This window comes from Paenibacillus oryzisoli (genome assembly GCF_050467285.1).
GTDB classification, from domain to species: domain Bacteria; phylum Bacillota; class Bacilli; order Paenibacillales; family NBRC-103111; genus Paenibacillus_E; species Paenibacillus_E oryzisoli_A.
In genome coordinates this window covers 321,847-341,167 of the sequence record NZ_JBCMUN010000006.1, presented here as the reverse complement: position 1 = coordinate 341,167, position 19,321 = coordinate 321,847, and the positions used below count along the sequence as shown (strand labels likewise).

18 protein-coding genes are annotated in these 19,321 nt (G+C 54.1%); 3 read left to right on the top strand and 15 right to left on the bottom strand.

Annotation, left to right across the window (positions count from 1 at the left end; genetic code table 11):
* Positions 1-34 precede the first annotated feature (34 nt).
* The 6 genes from ABE504_RS10425 to ABE504_RS10400 form a co-directional block, all read right to left on the bottom strand.
* Positions 35-547 (bottom strand): adenine phosphoribosyltransferase, encoded by a 513-nt coding sequence (locus ABE504_RS10425; protein WP_430087865.1) that lies wholly within the window; start codon positions 545-547, stop codon positions 35-37.
* A 30-nt stretch (positions 548-577) separates the two neighbouring features.
* A complete protein-coding gene (gene recJ / locus ABE504_RS10420; protein WP_430087863.1) occupies positions 578-2,989 on the bottom strand; it encodes a single-stranded-DNA-specific exonuclease RecJ in 2,412 nt (803 codons plus the stop codon).
* Between the two features lie 23 nt (positions 2,990-3,012).
* A complete protein-coding gene (locus tag ABE504_RS10415) occupies positions 3,013-3,549 on the bottom strand; it encodes a cation transporter dimerization domain-containing protein (protein ID WP_430087861.1) in 537 nt (178 codons plus the stop codon).
* 66 nt (positions 3,550-3,615) lie between these two features.
* Positions 3,616-4,542, bottom strand: a complete 927-nt coding sequence (secF, locus tag ABE504_RS10410; protein ID WP_430087859.1) for a protein translocase subunit SecF — start codon at positions 4,540-4,542, stop codon at positions 3,616-3,618.
* Entirely contained in the window at positions 4,532-5,764 is a 1,233-nt protein-coding gene (secD, locus tag ABE504_RS10405) for a protein translocase subunit SecD (protein ID WP_430088680.1), read from the bottom strand. The genes secF and secD overlap by 11 nt, the downstream gene beginning before the upstream one ends.
* Before the next feature lie 113 nt (positions 5,765-5,877).
* Positions 5,878-6,165 (bottom strand): post-transcriptional regulator, encoded by a 288-nt coding sequence (locus ABE504_RS10400; RefSeq protein ID WP_430087857.1) that lies wholly within the window; start codon positions 6,163-6,165, stop codon positions 5,878-5,880.
* A 163-nt stretch (positions 6,166-6,328) separates the two neighbouring features.
* Here ABE504_RS10400 and spoVB point away from each other — a divergent pair, with 163 nt between their 5' ends.
* Positions 6,329-7,894 carry a stage V sporulation protein B gene (gene spoVB, locus ABE504_RS10395; RefSeq protein WP_430087855.1) on the top strand — a complete coding sequence of 522 codons (1,566 nt, stop codon included), beginning with the start codon at positions 6,329-6,331 and terminating at the stop codon, positions 7,892-7,894.
* 19 nt (positions 7,895-7,913) lie between these two features.
* Here the strand turns inward: spoVB and ABE504_RS10390 are convergent, their stop codons facing one another.
* Together ABE504_RS10390 and ABE504_RS10385 are read right to left on the bottom strand one after the other, a co-directional pair.
* A complete protein-coding gene (locus ABE504_RS10390; protein ID WP_430087853.1) occupies positions 7,914-8,594 on the bottom strand; it encodes a DUF421 domain-containing protein in 681 nt (226 codons plus the stop codon).
* Positions 8,595-8,702: 108 nt separating this feature from the next.
* Complete coding sequence (locus ABE504_RS10385; protein ID WP_430087851.1) at positions 8,703-10,034, bottom strand: SLC13 family permease; 1,332 nt, start codon at positions 10,032-10,034, stop codon at positions 8,703-8,705.
* 94 nt (positions 10,035-10,128) lie between these two features.
* Here ABE504_RS10385 and ABE504_RS10380 point away from each other — a divergent pair, with 94 nt between their 5' ends.
* Positions 10,129-10,518, top strand: a complete 390-nt coding sequence (locus tag ABE504_RS10380) for a TIGR04086 family membrane protein (RefSeq protein ID WP_430087850.1) — start codon at positions 10,129-10,131, stop codon at positions 10,516-10,518.
* 103 nt (positions 10,519-10,621) lie between these two features.
* On the top strand, positions 10,622-11,458 hold the full coding sequence (locus ABE504_RS10375) for a phosphatase PAP2 family protein (RefSeq protein ID WP_430087848.1): 837 nt from the start codon (positions 10,622-10,624) through the stop codon (positions 11,456-11,458).
* A gap of 41 nt (positions 11,459-11,499) precedes the next feature.
* Here ABE504_RS10375 and yajC read toward each other — a convergent pair whose 3' ends face one another.
* The 7 genes from yajC to ruvC form a co-directional block, all read right to left on the bottom strand.
* Positions 11,500-11,811, bottom strand: a complete 312-nt coding sequence (gene yajC / locus ABE504_RS10370) for a preprotein translocase subunit YajC (protein WP_430087846.1) — start codon at positions 11,809-11,811, stop codon at positions 11,500-11,502.
* A 15-nt stretch (positions 11,812-11,826) separates the two neighbouring features.
* On the bottom strand, positions 11,827-12,966 hold the full coding sequence (tgt, locus tag ABE504_RS10365; protein WP_430087844.1) for a tRNA guanosine(34) transglycosylase Tgt: 1,140 nt from the start codon (positions 12,964-12,966) through the stop codon (positions 11,827-11,829).
* A gap of 18 nt (positions 12,967-12,984) precedes the next feature.
* Positions 12,985-14,058 carry a tRNA preQ1(34) S-adenosylmethionine ribosyltransferase-isomerase QueA gene (gene queA, locus ABE504_RS10360; RefSeq protein WP_430087842.1) on the bottom strand — a complete coding sequence of 358 codons (1,074 nt, stop codon included), beginning with the start codon at positions 14,056-14,058 and terminating at the stop codon, positions 12,985-12,987.
* A 10-nt stretch (positions 14,059-14,068) separates the two neighbouring features.
* Positions 14,069-16,267 carry a SpoIID/LytB domain-containing protein gene (locus ABE504_RS10355; RefSeq protein WP_430087840.1) on the bottom strand — a complete coding sequence of 733 codons (2,199 nt, stop codon included), beginning with the start codon at positions 16,265-16,267 and terminating at the stop codon, positions 14,069-14,071.
* Between the two features lie 606 nt (positions 16,268-16,873).
* On the bottom strand, positions 16,874-17,881 hold the full coding sequence (gene ruvB, locus ABE504_RS10350; protein WP_126142692.1) for a Holliday junction branch migration DNA helicase RuvB: 1,008 nt from the start codon (positions 17,879-17,881) through the stop codon (positions 16,874-16,876).
* A gap of 191 nt (positions 17,882-18,072) precedes the next feature.
* Positions 18,073-18,702, bottom strand: a complete 630-nt coding sequence (ruvA, locus tag ABE504_RS10345; protein ID WP_430087838.1) for a Holliday junction branch migration protein RuvA — start codon at positions 18,700-18,702, stop codon at positions 18,073-18,075.
* Positions 18,699-19,202, bottom strand: coding sequence for a crossover junction endodeoxyribonuclease RuvC (gene ruvC / locus ABE504_RS10340; protein WP_126142553.1), 504 nt, complete (start codon positions 19,200-19,202; stop codon positions 18,699-18,701). Before ruvC ends, ruvA begins: the two co-directional genes overlap by 4 nt.
* Positions 19,203-19,321 lie beyond the last annotated feature (119 nt).

Below are 19,321 nucleotides of genomic sequence, written 5' to 3'. Positions count from 1 at the left end.
CCGAATACTGGCGTATTCGATCCTCAGTTCATGATTAGTATTGGACCAACGATACCACGTCGATGCCTTCAAATTTGTTACGGCCGTCCAGGTACGTAAGCTCGATCAAGAAAGCTGCACCGATGACTTCGCCGCCGAGCTGCTTCACAAGATCCACAGAAGTCTTAATCGTTCCGCCGGTTGCAAGCAGATCGTCGGCGATCAGCACCTTCTGGCCTGGCTTGATCGCATCGCGGTGCATCGCCAGCTTATCCTTGCCGTACTCCAACGCATAGTCCGCTTCAATCGTTTCGCCCGGCAGCTTGCCGCTCTTGCGAATCGGCACAAAGCCGACGCCGAGCGTGATAGCCAACGGAGCACCGATCACAAAACCTCGCGCCTCAGGGCCTGCGATAACGTCGATCTCTTTATCCTTCACCAGCGCTTTCAGCTGCTCGATCGCTTCTTTGTACACATCGCCGTTCTGCAGAAGCGTTGTAATATCCTTAAAACGGATACCAGGCTGCGGGAAATCGGGGATAACGCGGATGTAATCTTTGAAATTCATATTCAATTGCCTCCAACATTCATAATGTGATCAGTTCATATATCGGGCCATCCATTGTTCCAATTCTTTCGCTGAGGAATACATCACGATGGATTCCACTTCCTGCCGTCCGGCGCGCTGTTGATACAAGCGAGACGTAGCCAGGTCCTTTTTGGCCGGCGCAGGGTTGATCGTTACTATCTTATCTTTCTTCTGGACAAACGACAACTCTTCAAATACGGATAAAATAAAATGAATCATTTCCGGCGACATGCCCGAGCGTTTGCTGAGGGATGTCATCACTCTCGTATCTTCAACCTGCAAGGAGGTTTCTCTTTGCAATAAAGCATACAGCATTTTAAACATATCGCGCGACGGCATCGTGCTTCCGCTGCCCCCGCCAAGCTCGGCAAAAACGGCGTAGCAGCGCATCATGCCTGCCGCTTGCTGAATCACATTCCTCAAGTCTGCAATTGAGCCTGGCATCGTATAAAAAACGACGTCCTGCGCTTCATCGAAGTGCAGTGATTCCGCGAGCGAATTGCCAGGGCTCAGCGTCTGGTCGTCCTGGAGAACCCAATACGGGACTTCCTCGCCCAGATAGACGCCCGCAGCCCGGTAAAGCGGCTCATCCGACGGTTGAAACAGCACAAGCCCCGGCATGATCTGATAGGGACTGCCTGCGAGGGCCTCCGCCAGCCCATTCAGCCTTGCGCGCAGTTGACCGGCGCCCCGCCAATCAAACACCTGCTTATGTTCGATGCGAATGTCCTGCAGCACAATCTGCGGCTTGCGCACGCCGTTCCATTCATTAATCGACAATTCGCCGACCACATCAATGCTTGCCGACGGCGTAATCAACCCGGCAATATGCCCTTTGCCGAACGCGACAGCCTCCACCGTACAAGCGACCTCATCCTTCGCTTGGGATATGCCCAGCTTCAGATGCTGCTTCTCCTTACCCATCGTACGAATGTCGCTGAGCGAAGCGCCGGAGAACAGAAATCTCGGCGACGGATTGCCCATGCCGAACGGCGCCAACAGCTCAAGCTGTTCGATGCAAGCGATCGGCACATCCGCCAAATGGCACTGGCTATCCGCTTTAATCAGCGGGATGTAGTCCTGCTCCGTTAACAGGGAGGCGGCGATTTCATTCAGTCTATGTGTCAATTCATCCAAATGACTCCGTTTCAGGGTCATACCTGCGGCCGCCTGATGTCCGCCGTAATGGTCGAACAGCTCCTTGCACGCCGTGAGCGCCTGATACAAATCAAAGCCTGCGATGGAGCGCGCCGAGCCTTTCGCTTTCCCGGTTGCCGGGTCAATGCTTAAGACCAGGGTCGGCCGATAATAGCGCTCCACAATCTTGGACGCCACAATGCCGACAACACCGACGTTCCAGCCTTCGGCAGCGACGACAATGACTTTGTCCATCCCTTTATCGCGCTGCGCTTCCGCCATGACGAAGGCTTCGCTCACCATGTCTTCCACAATTTGCTGACGCTCTTTATTCAGCATATCCAATTCGGCGGCAATTTGCTCAGCTTCCTGCAGATTTCGCGTAGTCAACAGCTTGACCGCAATATCGGCCGCTTCAAGCCGCCCGCTGGCATTGATTTTGGGAGCTAAGGAAAAGCCGATATGTCCTGCGGTCACTTCCTTGCGCTCGATCCCTGACACCGCAATTAACGCACGGAAACCGGCGTAGGCGGAATCCTGCATCCGCTCGAGCCCATGCTTCACAATGAGCCTGTTCTCTCCGGTCAGCGGCATCAGATCCGCTACCGTGCCGAGCGCTGCGAATTCCAGCAGCTCGTCTGGAAAACGGCCAAGCAGCGCATGTGCCAGCTTGAAGGCGACGCCCACACCTGCCAAATACTTGTAGGGGTATGGACATCCCGGCTTCTTCGGATTAATAACCGCGAGCGCCTCGGGAAGCCTCTCCGGGGGCTCGTGGTGGTCGGTGACGATCACATCAAGCCCGAGCTCCCGGCAGTAGGCGATCTCTTCGGCTGCGGAGATGCCGGTGTCAACCGTGATCAGGAGCTGCACGCCCTGCTCTTTGGCCAGCGTGACCGCCCCGAGGTTGAGCCCATACCCTTCGCGAATGCGATGCGGAATGTACGTATCGAACCTCGCTCCCAGCCCTTCCAGAAGGTGAGCCATGAGCGATGTGCTGCTGACGCCGTCCGCATCGTAATCCCCGTAAATCCGGATGAATTCTCCGTTATCCAGCGCCTTCCGAATGCGGTCAACCGCCTCACGCATACCGTCCAGTCCGAGCGGATCGTGATAATCGTCCGCGCTTCCGTGTAGAAATTGATTCGCAGCAGGCACGGTGCGAATATCTCGAAGCACCAGGATTCTCGCGACGAGCGGATCAATCTGCAGCTCCTGAACGAAGGTGCGAACGAGTTCTTCATCTGCGTGGCCTATGCTCCATCTTGCCTTGGGTGCTAACAACTGCGTATCCTCCTGCGTTCTTCTTAATGTATAACCGTCGGCAACTCGCCGACGTCCGTCTCATTGCCTGGCTTGTAAGGATAGCCCGCATCGTAAGGAATCACATGAATGCTAACGTCGGTCACATGGTGATACTGTTTCATGAGCTGATGTTTGATTCGTTTTGAAATCTCATGACCTTCCCAGACCGAAAGCCGAGGATTGACGCTGACGCGCATATCCACGACCACATAATGCCCCTGCTCACGCGCTTTCAGCTCGTCGACCGTGATCACGCCGTGCATGCGCTGCACGGCTTCAAGCATATCGGCAGCCTCATCATGCTGGCGCTCACTTCTTGGCCCCGCTTGGGGCGATCTCCCAATAGACCGAAATCCCAAACGGATCGCCAGCAAAGCGACGAGCAGTCCCGCGATGGCGCCAGTCTTGGACAACCAAGTGATGTCCGTCTGTTTCTCGAGAACGATGCTGACGGCCTGAACTCCCGCCGCAAGGCCGAGAACGATCATAATGCCTCCCCAAAGGCGATTCGCTATCTTGTGCAAACGCTCGTCACTCACCAGGTCATTCCCCCTAAAAGGATACAAAGGCCGCGTAATATTCACGCGGCCGTCTACTATAGGTTATTACGCTGCAACTTTCTTTTTAGAACTGCGCAGCGATTTACGTTTAAGCAAGTACCAAAGCGAACATGCGATAAAGATCGAGGAGTACGCCCCGCTCGTCAGACCGACCAGCTTCGCAAGCGCGAACAGCTTGATCGATTCGCTGCCGAAGATGTACAAGCAGCCTGCGGCGACGAGGACGACGAGAACGGTATTGATGTTCCGCGCCATCGTTTGCCAAATACTATCGTTCACCAGCGCAACCAGATCTTCGTCGGTTTTCAGCTTCGCAAAGCGCAAGTTCTCACGGATCCGGTCAAAGATAACGATTTTATCGTTAATCGAGTAACCGATCGTCGTCAGTACCGCGGCCAGGAACGGCAGGTTCACTTCCAGACGGAAAATCGTGAATACCGCGATAACGATGAACGCGTCGTGCAAAATCGCGATAATCGCCGCGATCGCAAAGCGCCATTCAAAGCGAATGCTCACATAGACGCAGATCAGCACACTGGCAATCGCCACGGCATACACCGCTTTAAGCAGCAATTCTTTGGCCAGTTGCGGGTCGACCGTATTGATTTCTTTGCTTACAGTCGCGCTGTATGCCGTCTCAAACGCTTTCTGAATCTTCGTGACCGTCGCATCGTCCAGCACGTCGTCGAAACGAATGGACACGCGGTCGCTATTGCTACCGCCAATTGTCGGGTCGGCGTATTTGGATTTCAAATCGCCGCTGGACGTCAAGCCTTTGAGAATCTCGTCAACCTTCGCTGTATCGAGCTGTTTGCCAACCACGAGGTCAATATTAGTGCCTGCCTTGAAGTCAACGCCAAAGTTCATACTGGATACGAAAATCATAATTAAGCCAACCAGTAGAATCGCCGCAGAAATCAGGAAAAATTTGTTGCGGCTTCTTACAAAATCAAAACGCTTCTTAGAGTCCACGGATGTCTGCCTCCTTCACACCGAAATAACTTGGCTTTTTGAGCAAATTACCCCGGATAATCAGGTGCAGCAGCCATCTCGAAAACACAACGTTGGTGATGATGGAAATGATGATACTCAGCATCGTAATAACGGCAAATCCGCGAATCGCACCGTTACCGACATAGTACAGCACGATGCCTGCAATCAAGTTGGTCACGTTCGCATCCATGATCGTACGGAAAGAATGCTTCGTGCCGGCTTTCAAGGAAGACAGAATGCTCTTGCCTGCGCGAATCTCTTCGCGAATACGCTCGTAAGTAATGATGTTCGCATCGACGGCCATCCCGGCGCCGAGCACAAGCGCGGCAATACCAGGCAGCGTGAGCGTCGCATTCATAAAGTCGAAAATCGCTAGCAGCACCCAAATGTAAGTAATCAGGGTGAACGCCGCTACCAAACCTGGCACACGGTAGTACAGCACCATGAACAGGAAGATCAGGATCGAAGCGATCAAGCCTGCTCGCGCCGTCTCATGCAGCGAAGCTTTCCCCAGCGTTGCGTCAACGCGCTGTATGTATTTTTCCGTCAGTTTGAGCGGCATCGCGCCAAGGTTAATCATTTTGGCTACTTTCGTCGCTTCCGTTACGCTTGTTTGCGTAATTATCGCGGAATCGCTGTCAATCGGATAGTTGACAGACGCCGTCGATTGCAGCTGATCGTCCAAATAAATGGAGAGGGAGCTGCCTACCAGCTTCGTCGTCACCTCTTTGAACTTCTCGCGGCTTTTCATTTTGATCTCAACGATCGGTTGTTTCGTGTTCGGATCGTAGCTGAGCTTCGCCGCATTCTCAACGAAATCCGTTCCGTTCATGTACACGGTGCCGTCCGGTCCTCTGAATGTCAGGACAGCCGGTTTGGACATCATCGTCCGCACTTCTTCTTCGTTCTCCACGCCCGCCAGACGGACACGGATACGGTCCGAACCTTCCGGATACACTTCCGGCTCTGCCACGCCGAGGGAATCGGCACGTTTGGCAAGGCTTTCCGCTGCTTCCGTAAGCGTTTCCTTGGTGAGCGGCTGACCAGCCGTCAGCGGCTCAGCGGTGTACAAAATTTCAAAACCGCCCTTCAAATCCAAACCAAGCTTGATTCGATCAACTAGTCTAGGGCTCGTTGCTCCGATTGCGCCGAGAACAATGACAACCGTTAGAAAGAAGAACGAAATTCTTTTCCAATCCAGCATCTCATGCTTGTCTCCCTTCGATACTCAATATGCCTATTATACTCAGGTCTGAAAAACGAGTCAATTTAAGTCGATTTCTCTGACTCAGCTGCAAAAAAAAGCCCCAATCGTTAGAATTGGGTCCCTCTATACATGCTAATTGTCATCCAGTTCATGAACTGTGTAGTCTTCAGCGATAAGATGTCATTGACAATTTGATGGAGCGAAGGTATCCCTGTCTTCTTGTATTTCTCGTTGACGCAATCCCAAATATCTTTGCCGGTCACCTGATCATAGCCCAGCAGGACAAACTCCTCCGCCTTGCTGGCGCAGAGCCCCTCAATAATCTCGTTCAACTCGTGATCCGTCATGCCGGCGCCGTCTTCTTCCTCGCTGACGTTCCGTTCTTCTTCGCTCATGGGGAGGTCCTCCTAAAGGTATGATTTACCTGAATCTTTGAATTATTCGAGGTCGTAACGTTATTCTCCTTCTGCGCCCCGTCCTTGTCCGCAAAATGTTAGCATGAGCTTGGCCAGCCCCCGCATATTCATAGGTATGACTGAACCGAAAAGAGGGTTGGGAGTGACCAAGCAATCGTTTATTAGAGGCACGCTAATTTTGCTTGCCGCCGGAATCGTGAACCGCATCCTCGGCTTTATACCGAGAATGACGCTGCCGCGTGTTATCGGCGCGGAAGGCATCGGCATATATCAAATGGGATGGCCGTTTCTGTCGGTCATCTTAACGATCATTACCGGCGGGATCCCGGTGGCGATCGCCAAGCTGATTGCGGAAGCCGAGGCAGAGCATAATGAGAGCCGTATCCGCTCCATTTTGCGAATCTCGCTCGCCATCACCGCGACGCTCAGCGTTTTTTTCACACTCCTCTGTCTATTCGGGGCCTCCTGGATCACCTCGCACTTGTTAACCGATGACCGCGTTTACTATACGTTTCTGTCCATGAGCCCGCTCATCCCGATTATCGGCATTTCGGCCGTCTATCGCGGCTATTTCCAGGGCAAGCAAAATATGATTCCGACCGCCACGAGCCAAACGACGGAGACGTTAATCCGCATCGTCATGGTGCTGGTGTGTGCCTACATGATGGTGCCTTACGGGGTCGAGTACGCGGCGGCGGGCGCGATGATCGGCGTGCTTGCGGGCGAAATTGCCGGCTTCGTCGTCCTTTATATTCATTTTAAATGGGACAAGAAAAAAACGCCCGAGGCGCCCGTTGCCAGCATCGGCACGAAGAAATTGACCGGAAGATTTACGAATTTCCGCAAAATCATGCGCATCTCTATTCCGATTACCGGCAGTAAATTGATCGGTGCAAGCTCCTACCTGCTCGAATCGATCCTGATCGCCCAAAGCCTGGCCATTGCAGGCATCACGACCAAGCTCGCAACCGCCCAATACGGCGCGCTGCAAGGGATGATTATCCCGATCATTTTGCTCCCGAGTGCCCTCACTATGTCTTTATCGGTTTCTTTGATTCCCTCTTTAAGTGAAGCCGCGGCGCGCAAGGATATGAAAACGATCCATATGCGCCTGCATCAGTCCCTTAAACTCGCGCTGATCACCGGAGCGCCTTTCGCCGTGCTGATGTTCGTTCTGGCCGAGCCCATTTGCACCTATATGTATAATCAGCCGGATGTCAGCACAATGCTTAAAATGATGGCACCTGTCGCGATTTTCATTTATTTTCAGTCGCCGCTGCAGGCTGCGCTGCAAGCGCTCAACAAGCCCGGCGCCGCGCTCGTCAACACGCTCATCGGTTCAATCATCAAGCTGCTGCTCATCTACTTCCTTGCCAGCCGACCTGAGCTCGGCATTCAAGGCGCTGTATTCGCCATCAACATCAACATCGTACTCGTTACGCTGCTGCACTGGAACAGTGTGGTCCGGCTGCTGAAATTCAAGATGGACGGCAGCTCGTTCGGCAAAATCGGCGTCGCGATGCTTGTCTCCGGCGGTGTCAGCTATCTCTTCATGTATACCAACTGGATCGACGTCACTTGGATGCGCTTCGTTTCTTCGATGATCAGCGGCATGATCGCCTACCTGTTCGTCATTATGCTGTTTAAGCTTATTCGTCTGCAGGATCTTCAGCGGCTTATGCATATGGGCAAAAAAATAATCCGCTGATCCCCGCCCATGTTAAAGCTCAGCGTTTCCGGTCCAAAAACATCCGCCCGCGGTGATCGATCGAGCAATAGAACACTTCTTTGAAATCGCGGGCTCCCTTGGATTGCAGCTGATTTTTGAGCCAGAAGCGATTTTGGCCGATTTTCTCCAAATTCTCGTCCTGCACCTTGCCATCCATTATGAGCGGCAGCGGCAGCCCTTCGTAACGGATGGCTGCTTTCATCTTGTCATCATCCGCGGCTTTTCCTTTCACTTCTTTTTCCACCACGCTAAGCTTCCCTGAAGGCTCCAAAATGGCAAACTCCACGTCCGCCACGTTCATAATTTTATTTTGCCGCAGCTGCAGCATGAGATCGTCCAAGTTATAACGGTGCTTTCTCATTTCCTCGCGGTTGAGATTGCCCTTATGAATAAGCACACTGGGTTTGCCGTCGAACAGCACGCGCAGCGTACGGCTTTTCAGTGTAATGTAGGCGATGAGGACTTGAATGAGCACCAAAGTCGCCATCGGGACAAGTCCACTGAGGAGCGGCTTGTGCGCGTCTTCCAGAACAAAAACCGCGATCTCGGCCACCATGATGGAAATCACGAGATCAAATAGCGACAGCTTGCCGATTTCCCGCTTCCCCATGATTCTCAGCATGAGAAACACGACAAAATAGATGAGCACCGTGCGCAAAAAAATGGTCAGAATATCCATTGTTAGCCTCCTTGGTTCTCAAGCTCTTGCTCGTTCTCGGAGTTCACTGGTATTCTGACCGCTCACGTTACTCATCATGCAGTATTTACGTATTCAATTGTTGGCAGCTTACACGAGGAATAATCTGAAATACAGCGTTGCAATTCCGATTAAAATAAGGCAAACCGGCAGCGCTACCGCCACATAGCCGCGCTGGGTAAGCCCTCCTCCCTCCTGCTCCGAGAGCGAAGCCGCATACATGTTCGACACCGAACTGATCAGCGTTGCGCTGCCGCCGATAGCGCTGCCGATGATCAGCGCCAGCCAGATCGGCTGGACGGACGCTTGCAGCGTCTCGCGGATACTGTCGACAATCGGCATCATCGCCGTGATATACGGCACTTCATCCATCATGGCCGAGCCAAAGCCAGTCAGCCACAGCAAGAGCGTAGACAGGAAAGAAACGCTGCCTTGACTCATTTCGAGGCCGCGGTAAGCGAAAAAGCCTGCAATGCCGGAGTAGGTCAGCCCCCCTGCCATGATGAACAAGCCCAGGAAGTAGAGCACTTGCATGTCTCGAAACGTGTGCCACAGGGCGCGATAATCTTTCTTCACAGCCGTCTGAACGACGGCTTTATAGTTGGCCGCGAGCGAGAGCACAGCGCCAATCGCCGCGATATAGGCCGGCTGCATGCCCAGCAGGCGGTGCAGCATCAGCGCAATGATCGTCAGCGCGATCACGGTTGTACCGATCACGACGAAGTTGCGGTCGGCGTTCAGGTGGGAGCTGGGCGTGAGGCGCAGCAGCTCCCGCTTGTACGTTTCCGCAACGATCAGCTTATTGCGGTACAGCACCCACATGATGAGGTACAGCACAGCAAGCAAAAGAAGTACGAGCGGCGCCAGCTGGTACACCAGCTGGCCTGGCGTCATGCGCCCGCCCCCGGCGATCAGCCGGTTCGTCAAGTTGCCCATGATCGTTGCGGCCCCGCCGATATGGACAGAAATCAGCACCGAAATTAAAAACGGGACGGGCGTTATTTTCATCATTTTCGATGTTTTCAGCAGAAAAGGAACGATAAGTGCTACGGCGATTAGGCTGTCAAAGCAAGCAGCTACGAGCGCGGCGAGCAGAGATAAACTGATCAGCACCGCAATCGGTCTTAGTCTGAATTTGCGAAGCATGCCGCTTGCCGCGTAAGCGAGCACGCCCGTTTGCCCAATCAGCGCCGATAGGATGAACAAGCTGGCGATATAAAGCACGAGCGGCCAATTGGCATAGCCGGTAAGCGCCTTCTGGATTGGCACGATGCCAAGCGCGATCATCAGGACAGCACCGCCGAGCGCGGTGTAGGTACGGTCCCATTTTTCTATGAGAATGGCCAAATAGGCAGCGGCGAAAATAACGAGCGCGGCGACAGTCTGCCACAGCACCGGACCTTGCGAAAATTCCGTCAACAATATTCTTCACACCTCTCTGGTAGAGTCTGTACTAATTCTATGTGCTTGGCCATACAATGATGTTAATGAGATATTTCAGAAGGGAATGATGCCTATGAACCCTATGAAGTCCGTCAGCCAGGTACGAATCACCTCACCTCTGTTCTCCGGACTCATGTACGCTTTTTGCATGATGACGATTGGCACGCTGCTGACTTCGCTGTTCTTGCTGCTCACGTCCACCCAAGAAAGCTCCTTACATACGTTAACTACGATTATTCATGCGGTTTCTTTGTTTATCGGCGGATGGGTCTCTGGCAAAAGAGGCGCAAGCCGCGGCTGGTACCACGGGGGAATGGTAGGCATCGTTTATTTTATTCTCATTTTTCTAGTAGGCTTTCTTGCTTTTGACGCCGGGCTGAACCTGCAATCGCTGCAGCTGCTTGGCATCCTGTTCGCTTCAGGCGCGCTTGGCGGCATGCTTGGCGTAAATACCCAGCGATAAAATAAGTCGTTTCCGTGAAGAATGCACTACCTCCCCCTGAGTTGTGGTATAATATCATAGTTATATCGCAAAAAACTTCCAAAAATTAGGGGGAACCATCTTCATGAGCCCTTTTGCTTCCATGTCGCATGCGACAATTTATATTGTACTAACGGTCGCGCTTTTTGCAATCATTGGAACGAGAAAAAATCCATTATCGATTGCCGGGAGCTTCGTTCAGGAGATTTTCACTTCGCGCAAATATCTGTTTCACTTCGTTGCACTATTAACAATTCTCTTTTTTAACAAGCTTGAAATGACTTTTGAGAAAAGAATGCACTACCGTGCCGATTTCACCAAATCCATCTATAGCATCGAGGGTAACTTCGTCGCGAACATCCAGCACTTTTTTCATAACGATATTCTCACGTATGTTAGCAGTTATTTTTACGTCGTTGTGTTCCCGTCCGTCATGATTGGCTCTATTGCCATTTATACGTACAAAAAGAATTACAAGCTGTTCTACGCTGTCTGTTACGCACTTATGTTCAATTATATGATTGCGATTCCGTTCTACCTGTTCTTTCCGGTCAATGAAGTATGGTCGTTTCATCCGAACGTCAATCTGCTTATTCTGGATGCGTTCCCGACCTTCGAGCAGGATTACAGACCTTTATCCGGCCTGGACAATTGCTTCCCGAGTCTGCATACGTCCATCTCCGTTTCGATGGCGGTCATCGCCGTGAGGAGCAAGAACACCTTTTGGAAAATTTTCGTTCCGGCTACCGCGGCGTTTATTATTTTCACCATCTTCTACCTGGGGATCCACTGGCTGTCCGATATGTGCGCCGGCGTCATTCTAGGTGTAGTCGCTTCCCGCATGGGTCTTCGCTTGGCGGAAGGCCGCCTCATCCTTGGCGAGAAGGCGCTGCTCAAGCGTATGAACAATAACGAGCTATGAAACAAAAAAGCGAGAGCCTGTGAGAGGTTCTCGCTTTTATTTTATTCTTTCGCTGTCGTTTGCGAAACCGCATTGATCGCTGAGCGATCGAACGTCATCTTCGTCGCATCATTGACGCGAAGCACGCAAATGTCGTCCGTAATCTCCATGATCGTGCCGTGCAAGCCGCCAATCGTGACGACCTTATCCCCTTTTTTCAAAGACCCTAGCATTTGATTGCGTGTTTTTTGCCGCCTCTGCTGTGGACGAATGAGCAGGAAATATAAAACAACAAACATGAGCACAAGCGGCCCGTATGTATACAAATATCCAATCGCACCCGCATCCGCGGTTCCATCCGCTAATAGAAACATCGGTATCCTCCTCTCTTAGAATCCTCTTTCATTATCGTTCAGCCCGTAAGAAGCAAAGAAGCTGTCTCGGAAATCGAGCAGGCGATCTTCCATAATCGCTTCTCGCACATCGCGCATGAGCTGTAAGAGAAAGTGCAGGTTATGAACTGTCGTCAATCTGATGCCGAACGTCTCGTCGGCTTTGATCAGATGCCGGATGTAAGCTCTGCTGTAATTCTGGCAGGTGTAGCAGGAGCATTTGGGGTCAAGCGGACCGAAATCCGTCATATACTTCGCATTGCGAATCACCAAACGGCCTTCGCTCGTCATGCATGTCCCGTTTCTCGCAATACGCGTCGGGAGCACGCAATCGAACATGTCGATGCCGCGGATCGAGCCTTCGATCAAAGCGTCAGGGGAGCCCACGCCCATCAAATAGCGCGGCTTGTTCGCCGGCATAAGCGGGGTAGTCTGCTCCAGCATCTCATACATCATGTGCTTCGGTTCGCCTACGCTCAGTCCTCCAATAGCATACCCCGGGAAATCCATGGAAGTCAACTGCTCCGCACTCAGCTTGCGAAGGTCGGCATACATCCCCCCTTGGATGATGGCGAACAAAGCTTGATCCTGCGGCCGGCCGTGGCTTTGCAGGCAGCGCTCCGCCCAGCGCGTCGTGCGCTCCAGCGATTTTTTCACATACTCATAATCGGCTGGATACGGCGGACACTCGTCGAACGCCATCATGATGTCAGAACCCAGCGCATTCTGAATTTCCATCGCGACTTCCGGGGAGATGAACAGCTTATCGCCGTTCAGGTGGGATTTGAAGGTGACGCCTTCTTCCGTAATCTTACGCATGTTGCTTAAGCTGAACACCTGAAAACCGCCGCTGTCGGTCAGAATCGGGCGATCCCAGTTCATGAACTTATGGAGGCCCCCTGCCTGCTTCACGATGTCATGCCCCGGACGGATAAAGAGATGGTACGTGTTGCTGAGAATAATCTGCGCATCCATCGTTTTCAATTCTTCCGGGCTCATCGTTTTCACGGTTGCTTGCGTCCCGACCGGCATGAAGGTCGGCGTCTCAATCACGCCATGCGGCGTATGAACACGACCCAGGCGCGCGCCGGATTGCTTGCAGGTTTTGATAGGTTCGTAGGTTACTGCTGCTGTCATTACGTACACTTCCTATTCTTAATAAATCAACATGGCGTCGCCAAAGCTGAAAAAGCGGTACTGCTCGCGCACGGCTTCTTCATAAGCACGCATAATGTAATCTTGCCCCGCCAGGGCGCTGATCAACATTAACAGCGTGGACTTCGGCAGGTGAAAATTGGTCAAAAGCGCATCCACAATCCCGAACTCGTACCCCGGATAAATAAAAATCGACGTCCAGCCCTGCGAAGGTTGAATCGCAAGCGGCTCGCCGTTCTTGCCCCCGCCCTGCTCGCGGCTAATCCCTGCCGCCGTTTCCAACGTCCTGCACGACGTCGTCCCCACTGCAATAATACGTTTGCCGCTCCGTTTCGTTTCATTAATCAGGTCGGCCGTTTCTTGCGACAGGATATAATACTCGGCATGCATCTGATGATCCTCGATCTTATCGACGGAGACGGGACGGAAAGTCCCTAAGCCCACATGCAAGGTGACAAAAGCGAGGCGGACGCCTTTGGATTTGATTCGGTCCAGGTATTCTTGTGTAAAATGCAGCCCCGCGGTCGGCGCCGCCGCCGAGCCCTCGTGTTTGGCGTAGACGGTCTGGTACCGCTCTTTCTCCGGCAGCTGCTCCTTAATGTAAGGAGGCAAAGGCATTTCGCCGAGCCGGTCCAGGATTTCGTTGAAAATGCCCGTGTAGCTGAATTGCAGCACCCGAGCGCCCATGTCGCCGACCTCGACGACTTCAGCGGTGAGCAACGGCTCTCCGGCGTCATTGTTGCCGAACTCGGCGACGGCGCCGAGCTGCATGCGTTTGCCGGGCTTTACAAGCGCCTCCCAACGGTCTTCGCCGAGCTGCTTGAGCAGCAGAAGCTCGACCTTGGCGCCGGTCTCTTTTTTCGTGCCAAAAAGCCGTGCTGGAATAACCCGTGTGTCGTTCATCACGAGCAAGTCCCCGGCTTCGAGGTAATCGATCAGATTTTCAAAAGAGCGGTGGACCGTTTCGCCTGTGGCTTTATTTAGCGTAAGCAGGCGGGACGCCGTCCGGTTCTGGAGCGGCGTCTGCGCAATCAAATTTTCTGGCAGTTCAAAATCAAATGCTTGTACATCCATAAGTATGAGTTCATTCCTTCGTTATGTTGACGCCGATGTAATACGTCTGAAGTATTTTTTTGTAATCGTAGCCTTGCTCGGCAAAGCCTTTCGCTCCCCACTGCGACATCCCGAGACCGTGGCCAAAGCCGTTTCCACGGAACGTAAAGGTGAGACCTGCTGCCCCTGTGGAAGCTGGCGGCGCGATCGTACTGCCGGTTGAGGACAGTTGTGAAGCCCCCGCTGCGGTTAAAGCGGTAAGACTCGTCATCTTCTGTGCCGTTGGCGCTTGCTGCCCGGCGGACAAAACGTAAAGATCCGTTGATGCCGCTGTGCTGGTCACGTGACCAGCGGACGTTGCGAGCGTGACCGCACTCGAAGTTGTGGTACCGGTACCACCAGTATAACTGCCCGGTTGCTCGATTTCAAACAGCGTGCTAGGCAAACCGCCGAGCAGCGAGCGAAATGCATCCGGATACGCCACTTTCACGGGAGTTCCGTTCACCGCCAGCTCGGTCGCGCGCCCGGACGGGCCGCGCTTCGTCACTTGCAGCGAGGTCACCGTACCGCTTACGGTAACACCGCCGGCGGTAAGCATGTTTTTGATGTCCTGAGGCGTAAACGGCCCGCGGATCCAGGAGTAGGCGTTTGACTCTTTCGTCTGGCCGAGGACGGCGACTTTTTCTTTCAACGCAAGCTGCGCAATCGCCGGGTTCGCTGCATTATCCACATATGGCGCCGATCTCACATTCACGTCTTGATCTGTCGACGTATAGATCGGCGCGCCCTTGCTGTCTTTCGTCCCGCTGTCTTTCAAATACATGCTATGTACGTAACCTTCAGCTCCGCTTGTAAGCCGGACCCGGTACCAGACCGCCTTGCCTTTCTCGGCACCCTCATCGGGGCTTGCTACACTTTGCAAATAGGCGGCAGGATTGCCCCACACTTCGGAAGGGTCCGCCGTCTTGCCCCCGGCATTCGAGGAGAACACGGGTGAAATCAGGCCGCTCTTATCCTTCAATACCTCATGGGTCGTCGCATCGACTGCCTGACGCCCGGCGGCGAACTCTTTGGCCGTGCCGTAGTACGCCTGATCTAGCGTCGTATCCGACACCTGTGCAATCTCATATTTATTCCCCTGCTTCAGGGCAAACGTGCGTGCGGCGACTGCCTGCGCCTTCAGCGCTTCAACCGGCCATTCCGAGTTCAACTCTGAACCGACCACACTGTACAAATACTGATCCATCGGCAGCTCGTTCACGAGGGCTAACCGCCCTTGGTACGAGGAAATTTCCATACCGCCGCGATAGCTGCGGTTCTCCCGTTCTTTCACGGTGATGGTCTGCGTGCCGGCAGAGATTAGCGTCTTCTGCGCGCCTGCCGACGCGACGTAGTGCGGCACTGCCGCTGAGGCGCTGCTTGCGCCTGAGACGTCCGAGCGCTCGATGAGGTAGGCGGCTGCAGCGGCGCCCACCGGCTGCAGTGGAATGTTTGGCGCGGCCTTCAAGGCGGCCTGCTTCACGGTTTCCAGGGCGGCGGCTGTCGCTTCGCCGCCCACCCACACCTGAAACGCGGCTTTGCCTGCCACGTCCTGCACGAGCACGGCGTCCGCATTGACGCCGGCTTGGGCGTAGACGGCCGCTTGCGCTTGCGCAGCGGCCTCTGACGCATACGGGCCGCCGGCTGCGAGATGCAGCGGCCCGGTGAATTGCGGCTGCGCCGATTTAAGGAGCGCGGCGACGCCCGCGTCCTTCAGTGCCGCAGCAGCCGCGGCTTCAGCGGCAGCTTGCGTCGCTACGCTGCCGTAGAACACTTGGAAGCTCGGCTTCCCGAGCTTCGTTCTCGCCAGCACGAAGCTGTCTTCCGGCATCGCCGCCAGCTTCGTGTACAGCGCCTTCGCCGCCGCGAAATCGGCGGTCTCCAGCATCAAGGCGCTGTAGCCGTCAAGCGATACGCGGAGCGTGCCGACGGCTTCGCTTTTCCACGGCAGCGGCGCTTTGTCGCCGCTGCCGACGCTGATCTGAAACCCTCCCGGGGAGGTGAGGGTGACGACCGGCTCTATCTTTTTATATTTGCTAGAGTTGATCACAAGTGCAACACGAACATCGTCCGCCGTGGCTGCCCCTGCGGACGGGCTGAACACGCCGCTGAACCCGAGCGCCAACGCAGCGGCAGTAAGCATTGGGACGCTCTTGGCTCCCCCTGCAAGCTTAATTACATTCCATTTCATGCAAGTAACGTTCCTTTCTGTCGTTAAGGTCTGTAGTAACTTAGACTCTAGCAGCAGTCAGAAGTTTTGGTTTCATAGAAATTTACAGAAAAAATGCAGGCACCGCCGCTCGATTCGCGCTAGCTGTGCTCTGTATGGCGGCCCGAGGAGCGCGGTGAGCGGCGAACGTGCCCGCAGAAGAAATAAGCGTGGTAAACCGCATCTATTAGCGCGATTCGGCCTCATCCGCCGAAAATAAGCATGGTAAACCACTGCTATTTCTAGGAATAGCCACACTTTACTCTTATGCGACGGCCGTTAGCAGCGGTTTACCACTGCTATTTGCCTCGGCTCCCACGCTTGAGCCAGTATAAGGGTGGTTTACCACTCCTATTTACTCCCCTGCAGTTGTTGGATGACCAGCGACATATTGCGTTCGGCCGGGCTCCACCCCGCAATAAAAAAGCTTTCACCCCGCCTAAGGAGAGGCAAAAGCTTTTGCGTGTCCATTCCCATCACACGCAGCACTCGCGCTGCAGCCACTTGCACTTCGCTGCTCGCCGCTCATCCTGCATCGCTTTCTCGTCTGTCGCAGCACTTGGCCATCTCTCAAAGCAGGCGCTGCCCCTACTTCGGCTCCGGCAGCGGCAGCCCCAGATGGTGATACGCCTGGGGCGTCACCATACGGCCTCTCGGTGTGCGCTGCATGAAGCCGATCTGCAGCAAATACGGCTCGTACACGTCTTCGATCGTCTGGCTCTCCTCGCCGATCGTCGCCGCAATCGTCTCCAGGCCGACCGGGCCGCCCTGGAAGCTCAAAATAATCGCGCGCAGCATTTTATGATCGATCTCGTCGAGACCCAGATCGTCCACCTGCAGCAGGCGCAGGGATTCCCGCGCGAGCTCCATCGTGATGATGCCGTCGCCTTTCACCTGTGCAAAATCGCGCACCCGCTTCAACAAGCGATTCGCGATACGCGGGGTTCCCCGCGAACGCATCCCGATCTCGCGCGCCGCTTCGCCGACGATGCCCACCTGCAAAATATCCGCCGTCCGGCTGACGATATAGGAAAGCTCATCGACGGTGTAAAACTCAAGCCGGCTGACAACGCCGAACCGGTCGCGCAGCGGGGCTGAGAGCAGCCCTACGCGCGTCGTGGCGCCGATCAGCGTAAACGCCGGCAAATCGAGCCGCACCGAGCGTGCGCTTGGCCCTTTGCCGATAATAATATCGAGCGCATAGTCCTCCATCGCCGGATACAGCACTTCTTCCACTGTGCGGTGGAGGCGGTGGATCTCATCGATGAACAGCACGTCGCCTTCCTGCAGATTCGTCAGAATCGCTGCCAGATCGCCTGGGCGCTCAATCGCAGGGCCGGACGTCGTGCGAATGTTAACGCCAAGCTCATTGGCGATAATGTTGGATAAGGTCGTTTTGCCGAGCCCCGGAGGGCCGTACAGCAGCACGTGATCCAACGCTTCCTTCCGCTGCTTGGCGGCTTCGATATAAATCTTGAGGTTCTCCTTCGCCTGCTTCTGCCCGATATATTCAGCTAAATAGCGAGGGCGGAGACTGTACTCGACCGCGCTGTCCTCCATCATGAGATTAGCCGAGATAATCCGGTCATTATCCATGGTGCTCCTCCTCAAAGTCGTCTTCTGATCACGAAGCAAGTCAAAGAAGCGAATTTGGCCTCGAATCTTGCCTTCAGCTTCGAATATAGGTAGCCATGTAGGTTTGCCTACACTCCGCTCCTCCTTCTTCAGCTTCTCGCAACCTTCTCGGTGCTCCAACCCGACAACCCGCTCACTCTCTTCTTTTCACCCTACATCGTATATAAAACCTTCAGCGCGTGCTTCATCAACACATCCACGGAATCGTATGTATTCGCCTTCTCCTTCACCTGCAGCCAGGCGCGGTCGACCTCCGCCTCGGTATAACCGAGCGTCATGAGCGCTTCCTTCGCCTCGCTCCAACTTTCGCCACCCTCGGTGAGCTGTGCCGAGCCGACGACGCTTAGCGCGACAGCGGCTTCCGGACTCGAGAAGGTGACGGATCCAAGCTTGTCCTTAAGATCCAGAATAATGCGCTGCGCCGTTTTCTTACCGATCCCGGGCAGCTTCGTCAGAAACGATAGATTCTCCTGCGAGATTGCTAGAATAACAGCGTCAGGACGCCCGCCCGCAGCCAAAATGCCGAGCGCTACCTTCGGCCCGATGCCGCTCACATCGAGCAGCAGGCGAAACAGCGCCTGCTCATCCCGGGATGTAAAGCCGAACAACAAATGCGCATCTTCGCGCACATGATAATGTGTAAATAACGTAACTGGCTCGTTGTCTCTCAGCCCCAGCGCATACGGATTCGGGCAAAAGACGCGATACCCCACGCCGTTCACATCCAGCACCACATACTCGCTCTCGCGCAGCGCAACCGAGCCTCTTACAAAATCGATCATCGTTTCCATCCCCCGTTCAATCTGTCTTGCAAGGACGAGGAATGCGCATGGCAAATCGCAATTGCCAGCGCATCCGCCACGTCGTCAGGCTTCGGCACCTGCGAAAGTTTGAGCAATATTTTGACCATTTCCTGCACTTGCGCTTTCTCCGCTTTGCCATAGCCAACCACAGATTGCTTCACCTGCAGCGGGGTATATTCCGCAATCGGCAGCCCGGCCTGCACGCCGGCAAGCACCATCACGCCTCGCGCCTGCCCGACCGTGAACGCCGTCGTCACGTTGCGGTTAAAGAACAGCTTCTCGATCGCCAGCGCATCCGGCTTATACTTCTCTATTAATTGCGTCGTCGCGTCATAGACATCCTTAAGGCGTATGCCTGGGTCCGTATGCGCCTCCGTCTGAATCGAGCCGTATTGCACAGGAACCAGCTTGGAGCCGATTTTATCAATAAAACCGAAGCCCACTATCGCGATCCCCGGATCAATCCCTAGAATACGCACCTATAAACTCTCCCATCTTCTCTCAAAAAAGCGAACATATGTAGTCATTTCCCATTATAGCAGAAACGCAAAAAAAGAGATAGACTCGGGATGAACCGAACCTATCTCTTCCAGCTAGC